Source organism: Tessaracoccus bendigoensis DSM 12906 (assembly GCF_900141915.1).
GTDB lineage: Bacteria > Actinomycetota > Actinomycetes > Propionibacteriales > Propionibacteriaceae > Arachnia > Arachnia bendigoensis.
Genome location: NZ_FQZG01000019.1, coordinates 49,511 through 57,724, shown reverse-complemented (window position 1 = coordinate 57,724; position 8,214 = coordinate 49,511). Strand labels below are relative to the sequence as shown.

General features: G+C 66.3%; 12 protein-coding genes. 10 read left to right on the top strand and 2 right to left on the bottom strand.

Annotated elements, in window-relative coordinates; genetic code table 11:
- On the bottom strand, positions 1-224 hold a 224-nt coding region (locus BUC15_RS06750), incomplete at its 3' end, for a transposase domain-containing protein (protein WP_175558262.1).
- Positions 225-286: 62 nt separating this feature from the next.
- On the opposite strand from BUC15_RS06750, the gene BUC15_RS06745 reads away from it, so the two are divergent.
- From BUC15_RS06745 to BUC15_RS06695, 10 genes are all read left to right on the top strand, one after another.
- Positions 287-502: a nucleotide-binding domain containing protein gene (locus tag BUC15_RS06745; protein WP_245787913.1), complete on the top strand. Its 216-nt coding sequence runs from the start codon at positions 287-289 to the stop codon at positions 500-502.
- Between the two features lie 107 nt (positions 503-609).
- On the top strand, positions 610-1,404 hold the full coding sequence (locus BUC15_RS06740; protein WP_245787916.1) for an NAD(P)-dependent oxidoreductase: 795 nt from the start codon (positions 610-612) through the stop codon (positions 1,402-1,404).
- Positions 1,405-1,407: 3 nt separating this feature from the next.
- Positions 1,408-2,763, top strand: a complete 1,356-nt coding sequence (locus BUC15_RS06735; protein WP_073186766.1) for a GntP family transporter — start codon at positions 1,408-1,410, stop codon at positions 2,761-2,763.
- A 225-nt stretch (positions 2,764-2,988) separates the two neighbouring features.
- Entirely contained in the window at positions 2,989-3,465 is a 477-nt protein-coding gene (locus BUC15_RS06725) for a GNAT family N-acetyltransferase (RefSeq protein WP_073186765.1), read from the top strand.
- Between the two features lie 39 nt (positions 3,466-3,504).
- The gene (locus tag BUC15_RS06720) at positions 3,505-3,708 is read left to right on the top strand and encodes a hypothetical protein (RefSeq protein ID WP_073186764.1); all 204 of its coding nucleotides are present in this window, start codon (positions 3,505-3,507) and stop codon (positions 3,706-3,708) included.
- 19 nt (positions 3,709-3,727) lie between these two features.
- Complete coding sequence (locus tag BUC15_RS06715) at positions 3,728-4,087, top strand: ArsR/SmtB family transcription factor (RefSeq protein WP_073186763.1); 360 nt, start codon at positions 3,728-3,730, stop codon at positions 4,085-4,087.
- Positions 4,084-5,004, top strand: a complete 921-nt coding sequence (locus tag BUC15_RS06710; RefSeq protein ID WP_073186762.1) for a cation diffusion facilitator family transporter — start codon at positions 4,084-4,086, stop codon at positions 5,002-5,004. Before BUC15_RS06715 ends, BUC15_RS06710 begins: the two co-directional genes overlap by 4 nt.
- 113 nt (positions 5,005-5,117) lie before the next feature.
- Positions 5,118-5,939 (top strand): serine O-acetyltransferase, encoded by an 822-nt coding sequence (gene cysE / locus BUC15_RS20970; RefSeq protein ID WP_073186761.1) that lies wholly within the window; start codon positions 5,118-5,120, stop codon positions 5,937-5,939.
- A gap of 137 nt (positions 5,940-6,076) precedes the next feature.
- Positions 6,077-6,505, top strand: a complete 429-nt coding sequence (locus tag BUC15_RS06700) for a CBS domain-containing protein (protein WP_073186760.1) — start codon at positions 6,077-6,079, stop codon at positions 6,503-6,505.
- On the top strand, positions 6,498-7,457 hold the full coding sequence (locus BUC15_RS06695; protein ID WP_073186759.1) for a GNAT family N-acetyltransferase: 960 nt from the start codon (positions 6,498-6,500) through the stop codon (positions 7,455-7,457). Before BUC15_RS06700 ends, BUC15_RS06695 begins: the two co-directional genes overlap by 8 nt.
- Positions 7,458-7,493: 36 nt before the next feature.
- Here the strand turns inward: BUC15_RS06695 and BUC15_RS06690 are convergent, their stop codons facing one another.
- A complete protein-coding gene (locus tag BUC15_RS06690) occupies positions 7,494-8,138 on the bottom strand; it encodes a CBS and ACT domain-containing protein (protein WP_073186773.1) in 645 nt (214 codons plus the stop codon).
- Positions 8,139-8,214: the final 76 nt, after the last annotated feature.

Genomic DNA, 8,214 nt, shown 5'->3' with positions numbered 1-8,214 from the left:
GCCAGCACGTCCTCGTACGAGCCCTCGGAGTACAGCGCCATCCCGATCGCGAAGTAGGCCATCACCCGAGCCGGCAACGAACGATGCCGCTGCTCGGTCCGGCCAACATCGGCAATCACCTCATCGACCAGCTCGGGCGGGAACACCCGCGTCAGCACCCCGACCGAGACCAGGTCAGAGAGGCGACGCTCGGTCCCTGGCTTCTTCCATCCAACACGCGGCATACCACCAAACTACACCGCTGCGACCTTAACTGAACGGTATTGACGCTAACCCGCCTCGTTTCGTGGTTGCCAAGGGCGGGATCACCTCCTCCGATGTCGCCACCCGCGGCCTCGGCTTCCGGCATGCGATCGTCATCGGCCCCATGCTCCCCGGCATCGTCTCGCTCTGGTCCGGCCAGGACGGGCCCGCAGCCGGCATCCCCTACGTCGTTTTCGCGGGCAACGTCGGCGGAGCCGAGTCGCTCTCCGACGTCGTCACCAAACTCACCAACTCCTAAAACCCCGAAGGGACCCCGACATGAACATCGCAGTTCTGGGGCTGGGTGCCATGGGTCTTCCCATGGCCACCTGGCTCGCCAACTCATTTGCCGTCACCTGATTCGACATCTCCTCCGAGCGCACCGAACTCGCAGGCGCCCAGGGCGTCGCCTGCCGGGCGAGCGCCCGCGAAGCCGCGCAGGGAGCCGACATCGTGCTCGTCGCCGTCCGCAACCAGGCCCAACTCGAGGAACTGCTCTACGGTGAGGTCGGCATCGTGCCGGCGCTCGACCGTGGCGCCGCCGTCATCCTCACCTCCACCGTCGGCATCAGGGCGGTGGAAGTGGTGGCCGCACGCCTGTCCGACGACGGCATCGGCCTGGCCGACGCGCCAGTCTCCGGTGGCCCGGTACGTGCAGGGAAGGGCGACCTTCTCGTCACCGTCGGTGCCTACCCCGACGTGTACGAACACTGTCGCCCAGTGCTCGAGGCAATGGCCTCCAACCTGGTCTGGGTGGGGGAGGCTCCTGGTAAGGGGCAGTGCATGAAGACGGTCAACCAACTGCTCTGTGGCGTGCACATCGCCGCGGCGGCCGAGGCACTGGCCCTCGCGGGTGAACTGGGCCTTGATCAGGAGAAGGCCCTGGATGCGCTGATGTCCGGTGCGGCCGCCTCCTTCATGCTGGGCGACCGCGGCCCCCGTGCCATCCAGGCCTACGCGGGTGAGGAGGCCGAGGTGAAGTCGCGCCTCGACATCTTCGTCAAGGACATGGGGATCGTCACGTCCGCCGCGAAGTCCGTGGGCATGCCCGTGCCGGTCGCCGCAGCCGCGGAGCAGCTGTATCTCCAGGGGCTCGCCAACGGCCAGGCGGCCATGGACGATTCCTCGGTAATCCGTCTCGTCACGCCCAAGAAGGGCTGACGCATGGCCGCAGGGATTCTGCTGACGATCGCCGTCGCCGCGATCGTCGTCCTGCTGGTCCTGGTGATCAAGGTGAAGATGTCGGCGTTCGTGGCGCTGCTGTTGGTGTCCTTCGGGACGGCCGTGGCTACGGGCATCGCCTTGCCCGACATCGTCCCGACCATGACCGCTGGCATGGGCAACACGCTGTCGAGCGTGATGATCGTCGTCGGTCTCGGTGCGATGCTCGGTAGGCTGATCGAGGTCTCAGGTGGTGCCGACGCGCTCGCGACGAAGTTCTCTGCGTTGCTCGGCCCGAAGCGGATCGTGGCGGCCGTCACCGCTGCCGCCTTCGTGCTCGGCATCCCGGTGTTCTTCGACGTCGGATTCATCATCCTCGCCCCCATCGTGTTCGGCTTCGCCCGCGTCGCGAAACTCAACCCGCTCAAGCTGGGACTGCCCGTGGCTGGAGCCATGTTGACGGTGCACGTGGCGTTGCCGCCCCACCCCGGCCCCGTGGCCGCCGCGGGCATCACCGGCACGGATGTCGGCATGATGCTCCTCTGGGGGCTTCCGATCGCGGCCGTGACCGCCGTCGTCGGCTTCTTCGCCGCCAAGCTCATCAAGATCGACACCTTCAAGCTGCTCGACTCACCTGCCACGAAGCAGGCCAGCCTCGTCGGCGAGGGAGAGCCCGGAAGGCCGGCCCTGGGGGCGGGCTCGGTCGTCTTCCTGATCCTGCTGCCCATCCTGCAGATCATGCTCGGGACCGTCGGCAACATGGTGCTCGAAGAGGGCACCCCCATGCGGGGGCTCCTCGGGATGCTGGGTGCCTCTCCGGTGGCGCTGCTCACCGCAGTGATCGTCGGCTACCTGGTGGTCGGTCACAACCAGGGGTGGTCGCTCGACCGACGTGGCGCCGTGCTCGACTCCGCGTTGCCCGACGTCGCCGTGATCGTCTTCGTGACCGGCGCAGGTGGGGTGTTCGCGAACGTGCTGGTGACCTCCGGGATCGGTGCGGCCTTCTCGGAGGCGCTGATCAGCATCCACATGCCGATCATCCTGGCAGGCTTCCTGATCTCAGCGGCGCTCCGTGCGTCACAGGGCTCCGCGACGGTGGCCATCCTCACCGCCGCAGGCCTGTTGGCACAGCCGATCATCGACGCGGGCTACAACAGTACCCAGATGACCCTCGTCACGCTCGCGATCGCCTTCGGCGGGCTCGGGTTGTCGCACATCAACGATTCGGGCTTCTGGATCGTGACCAAGTACCTGGGGCTGAGCGTCAAGGACGGGCTGCGGAGCTGGACCGTCCTGTCCACCGTCTACGGGGTCACCGGGTTCCTATTGACCTGGGGCGTGTTCGCGCTGGTCTCCTGACAGGATCAGCCACTGGCGACAAAGTCCCACGGAGATCTCGACGGCCTGCTCGTCTCCGCTGTTCTCCAGCCAGTGTCTCGTGCCTGCGTCCTCGGGCCATCCCGGCCCGGGGCCGTAGGCCGTGGCGACACCGTCCCGGTGGTCTGTGATCGTCCCTATGCGGATCGACGCCAGTTCTACGGTCTACCCGGCGCCGGCCCGGCTTCACCGGGATAGCCTTGCACCATGAGTGACGACGTAGTCCTGCGGGCCGCACGAATCGACGACTTCCCGGCGATCGTCGAGGTGTGGCGCAGTTCCGTCGACGCCACGTACGGGTTCGTGTCCCCTGAGGACCTGCTCGAGATCGAGCGCGAACTGATCCCCGCATTCCTGCCCGGCCTGGATCTGACGGTCGCCTCGGTCGACGGACGGCTGGTCGGTTTCGCGGGCACCGCAGGCGCCCGCCTTGCGATGATGTTCGTCCACGATGATTTCAGAGGGAAGGGCGTGGGAACTCAGCTGTTGTCCCGAGTCCTCTCCGATGGCGTCACCGAGTTGGAAGTCAACGAGGACAACCCGGACTCGGTCGAGTTCTACCGTGCGCGCGGTTTCGAGGTCGTGGGTCGAAGCGCGGTCGACGACGCCGGCCGGCCATATCCCATGTTGCAGATGCGTCGTTCAGACGCCGATTCGGGGCATGCCAGCCCGTCTGGGTTGTAGTGTGCGAAGTGATTGTGCGATATCGACGGGGGCGCCAAAATGCAGCAACATGATGATTCCAAAGGGCCGCGTCGCGGGGACCGGTGGACCCTGGTGCTGATCATGCTCATCGGGGTACTCGTCTCGGTCGGCATGCTCGTGGCGGTGTTCACGATGGACAAGGAATCGGATCGTCCCGACCCACAGAGCAGCGCACAAACCAGCGTGATAGTGCGGACCCCCTCAGCGGACGGACATCGCTAGTCGGTGATAATATCGCTGCATGACGATGAATGCGGTGGTTGTTGACCCTCACGCCACAGGTACCTTCGCAAGGCTGTTCCACGCCCTTTCGGATCCCAACCGGCTTGCTATCCTGCAACACCTCGCCTCGGGGGAGCACCGTGTCCGTGACCTGGTCGAACATCTCGGTTTCGCCCAGTCAACGGTAAGTAAACACCTGAGCTGCCTGCTCGAGTGCGGGCTGGTCTCGCTACGTACCGCGGGCCGCTCGTCCTTCTACTCGCTCTCCGACGCCAGCGATATCGCAGCCCTGCTGGGTGCCGCCGAGCATCTGCTCGAGGCCACCGGCGCGCGGGTCTCGCTCTGCACCCGGCTGATGCGGCCCGAGGGCCAGGCATGACGGGCCATTCACACCCGCACTCCGGGCCGGTTGATCAGCGGGGACGACTCCTGATCGTGGTCGTCCTGACCTCGCTGGTCGTCGTTGCGCAGTTCGTCGGCTCCTTCATCACGGGCAGCCTGGCGCTCCTCACCGACACCGTCCATGCGCTCACCGATGCCTCTGGCTTGGTCATCGCGCTGGTGGCAGCGACCCTGATGCGCAAGCCCGCCAGCGACCGCCGTACCTGGGGATTCCGTCGTGTCGAGGTCATCGCCGCGTTGGCGCAGGCGACCCTGCTTCTCGCCGTCGGCGCCTATGCGGTGGTCGAGGGGGTGAAACGGCTGTTCACGCCGCCGGAGGTGCCTGCCGCCGAGTTGTTGGCGTTCGGGGTCGTCGGGTTGGCTGCGAACCTGATCGGGATCCTCGTGCTGAGCGGTGGTCGCCAGGCCAACCTCAACATGAGGGCCGCCTTCCTGGAGGTGGTAAACGATGCGCTGGGTTCTCTCGGCGTGATCGTCGCCGCGGTCGTGATCGCAACGACGGGTTTCCAACGCGCCGACGCGCTTGCTGGCCTCTTCATTGCGGCGCTCATCCTCCCGAGGGCTCTGGTGATCCTCCGGGACACCGTCCGCGTGTTGATGGAGTACACCCCGGAAGGGCTCGACCTGGACGAGGTGCGAGAGCATCTGACCCGCGTCGAACACGTGGTGGAGGTGCACGACCTCCACGCGTCGACGGTGGCCACCGGGCTCCCGGTGCTCACCGCGCACGTCGTCGTGGCGGACGCCTGCTTCCACGACGGCCACGCGCAGCAGATCCTGCGATCGGTGCAGGAGTGCGCGTCAACTCACTTCGCGTTGGCGCACACAACGTTTCAGTTGGAGGGGCCGACATTCCATGCGGAGGACGCCACCTGCGTCGTATCGCAGACCTGAGCGCGGTCAGTGCCCACCTAACCGGAATGGCTGGTTCGCTGACGGCGGACTGGGGTGGGGTGCGCGCCCGTGGGTCGGTAGCCTGAGAGCGACACACGCCAAGGAGGGCAATAATGGATCCCGCGCTCATCGTCCCGGATGATCAGGTTTGGGACTCGATCAAGGCCGAGTGCGCCCAGGAGGCCGCGAATGAGCCGCTGCTGGCAGGCTTCCTACACGCCACGATCTTGAGCCAGCCCGACCTCGAGGAGTCGCTCAGCTACCTGCTGGCGAGCAAGTTGGAGAACTCGACCCTCCCCGCCCTCGGGTTGCGGGATATCTTCTTCGACGTGTTGCAGGAGGACGAGTGCGTCCAACGTTCGGTGTTGGCGGACCTTCAAGCGGTCGTCTCGCGTGACCCGGCCTGCCCCGGCTACGCCAACCCCCTCCTCTACTTCAAGGGATTCCAGGCCATCCAGGCCTACCGCGTCGCCCACCACTACTGGCTGGAGGGCCGCAAACCGCTCGCCTGGTACCTCCAGAGCCGCATTTCGGAGGTCTGGGCCGTAGACATCCATCCCGGGGCGAGGCTGGGCAAAGGCATCATGTTCGACCATGCCACGAGCGTCGTGATCGGCGAGACCGCGGTGGTCGAAGACGATTTCTCGATGCTGCACGAGGTCACGCTCGGCGGATCAGGCAAGGAGGGTGGCGACCGGCATCCGAAGGTCGGGCGCGGCGTCATGATCGGTGCCGGAGCCAAGATCCTCGGCAACATCCGGATCGGAGACTGCGCCAAGATAGGTGCCGGATCCGTCGTCTTGAAGGACGTTCCCGACCACACGACGGTCGCCGGGGTGCCCGCAAAGGTCGTCAACGTCCCCGCGACCTCGCTGCCGGCCTTCGACATGAACCAGGACTTCGAGGCGATGGACGCGTTCGACCCGTGCATCTGACGAGGCGAAGCCAACGCCGCTCGGGTACGGGAAGCCGCGGGCGCACCCCGGCTCCCTGGCGTGGCAGATCGCTTGGTCGCGGCCCTCTGATTCACTCAAACCGACCAACGGGAGCGACGCAGGCGATAGCGTGAACCATGCGCATCTCAGACGTCATCAACCACAAGGGCAGCGAGGTCGTCACCGCACGACCTGACGACAACGTGGCTCACCTGGTGGGCCTCCTCAGTTCGCGAAACATCGGCGCGGTGGTCATCGCAGACGCCGACGGTGCCGTCGTCGGGATCGCCGGGGAACGCGACATCGTGCGCGCGCTCGACAGGTCCGGGGCCGGAGCCCTCGACGAACCCATCTCGTCGCTGATGACGCCCGACGTCTTCACGTGCGGCATGGACGACGACCTCGCCGAGGTGGCCGCCGCGATGACGGAACATCGCATCCGTCATTTCCCGGTGCTTGTCGACGGGCGGCTCACCGCGATCGTGTCGATCGGTGACCTCGTCAAGAATCGCATCGATCAGCTGCAGAGCGAGCAGGAGCATCTGGTCAACTATCTCCATGGCTGAGGTGCAGGCGGAGGGCATGAGTGGGCTCTATTGGGGGCGCCTCAACGCCGATGTGGCCGGGCAGTGGGCGGCGCTCACCAATGAACTGGCCAGGGTGGACGAGACCGGGGAGTTCTACGACGCGGCCGACCTGGCAGAAGAGCTGACCGAGACCGGGATGACACCGGAGCACGATACCTGGGCGGTGTGGGACGGCGACAAGTTGGTCGCCTACGGCCAACTCAGGGTCGGTTTCACGGCGTCCTCCGACGGCACGTTCCGCTGCGACCTGGCAGGAGGGGTGCTTCCCGAATGGCGGGGCCGCGGAATCGGCCGTCGGATGATGGACGAGATGGAGTGGCGCGCGGGTGAGGTCAATGCGTGGCGCAATGCCGGGGCCCCCGGGACGTTTCGTGCCTCGGGAGGCCGCATCGGCTCATCGGCCAGCGCCATGCTCGAGGCACGCGGCTACCAGATCGCCCGCTACTTCACCTTGATGGAGCGCCCGTTGCCCGGTGATGCCCTGCCGGGGCAGCCGAACGGGCTGCCGTCGCCGACCCCTGGCGACAGCGAAGATGTGCGAGTTGCCCACAACGCGGCCTTCGCAGACCATTGGGGGTCGGCGCCCATGACGCCTGAGCGGTGGCACGATTTCTACGCGGGTCGCCCGGCCCGGCCCCAGTTCTCCACGATCGCGCGAGACGAATCCGGGGTCACGTCCTATGCCCTGGTCTCGCAGTATCTGCCAGATGAGCTGTTCATCGACCTCGTGGGCACCGTTCCCAGGGCGCGGGGCAGGGGCCTGGCCGAGGCAGTCCTTTCGCGCAGCATCACGCTGGCCGGCCGGGTGCAGGGAGTGCGCGTGTTAGGGCTCGAGGTAGATTCCGAGAGCCCGACCGGCGCGGACCGCCTCTACGAGCGGTTGGGGTTCGTGCCGAAGCACACCACGTCGGCCATGACGCGGCCTGCCTGAGCGAGGGTCGGCGCCGTCCTGAGAAACTGATCGGGTTCAGATCCGGTTGACGCGGCGGGCGAGGATCCGCATGCCTGCCGAGCTGAGATCCTCCTCGATCGCCTCGGTGTTGGGGGTGTTGAGCCCCACCACCACGACGCTCTTGTCAAGGAAGCCCCGGTGGACGGCGACGTGCTGGATGTTGGCCTGGTGGTCGGCCGTGATCGCCGTCAGCCTGCTGAGCACCCCAGGCTCGTCTTTGGCTTCAATCGTGAGCCGGGTGCCCTGATCGCGGAAGCCGAGCAGGTCGATGAAGGCGTCGAGGATGTCGCTTTCGGTGATCACACCGTTTAGTTCATCGCCCTCGACCACCGGCAGCATCTCGATCTTGCGGTCGCGTAGCATCACGGCAGCCTCTTCGAGCAGCGCATCCGGCGACACCACGACCGGCGGCCTGCTCATGACCTTCGCGACCGTCAGTTTCGCGAGGAGGTAGGTGGCCTCCTGTGCGCTCAGGGTAGTCGCCTTCGACGGCGAGGCGGCCGCGATGTCGTTGCGGGAGATCACGCCGACCACGCGTCTGCCGTCGACCACAGGGAGGTGACGGACCCCATGTTCGTTCATCACCGACAGGGCGTCGGGTATCGACCGGTCGGCCGTGACCGTAAACGGGTTGGTTGTCATCTTGTGCTTGACGAACATGTCATCCTCCTCTGCGCCGAGCCCCATCGGTCGACACCTGTGAATCCACCCTACTTGGCCAGGCGCCGACGGTGTG

Excerpts from the sequence above, each read along its gene's own strand:
- BUC15_RS06700 (WP_073186760.1), top strand. The coding sequence starts at position 6,077 with ATGCGCATCTCAGACGTCATCAACCACAAGGGCAGCGAGGTCGTCACC.
- BUC15_RS06720 (WP_073186764.1), top strand. The coding sequence starts at position 3,505 with ATGCAGCAACATGATGATTCCAAAGGGCCGCGTCGCGGGGACCGGTGG.
- BUC15_RS06695 (WP_073186759.1), top strand. The coding sequence starts at position 6,498 with ATGGCTGAGGTGCAGGCGGAGGGCATGAGTGGGCTCTATTGGGGGCGC.
- cysE (WP_073186761.1), top strand. The coding sequence starts at position 5,118 with ATGGATCCCGCGCTCATCGTCCCGGATGATCAGGTTTGGGACTCGATC.
- BUC15_RS06735 (WP_073186766.1), top strand. The coding sequence starts at position 1,408 with ATGGCCGCAGGGATTCTGCTGACGATCGCCGTCGCCGCGATCGTCGTC.
- BUC15_RS06690 (WP_073186773.1), bottom strand. The coding sequence starts at position 8,138 with ATGTTCGTCAAGCACAAGATGACAACCAACCCGTTTACGGTCACGGCC.
- BUC15_RS06715 (WP_073186763.1), top strand. The coding sequence starts at position 3,728 with ATGACGATGAATGCGGTGGTTGTTGACCCTCACGCCACAGGTACCTTC.
- BUC15_RS06725 (WP_073186765.1), top strand. The coding sequence starts at position 2,989 with ATGAGTGACGACGTAGTCCTGCGGGCCGCACGAATCGACGACTTCCCG.
- BUC15_RS06710 (WP_073186762.1), top strand. The coding sequence starts at position 4,084 with ATGACGGGCCATTCACACCCGCACTCCGGGCCGGTTGATCAGCGGGGA.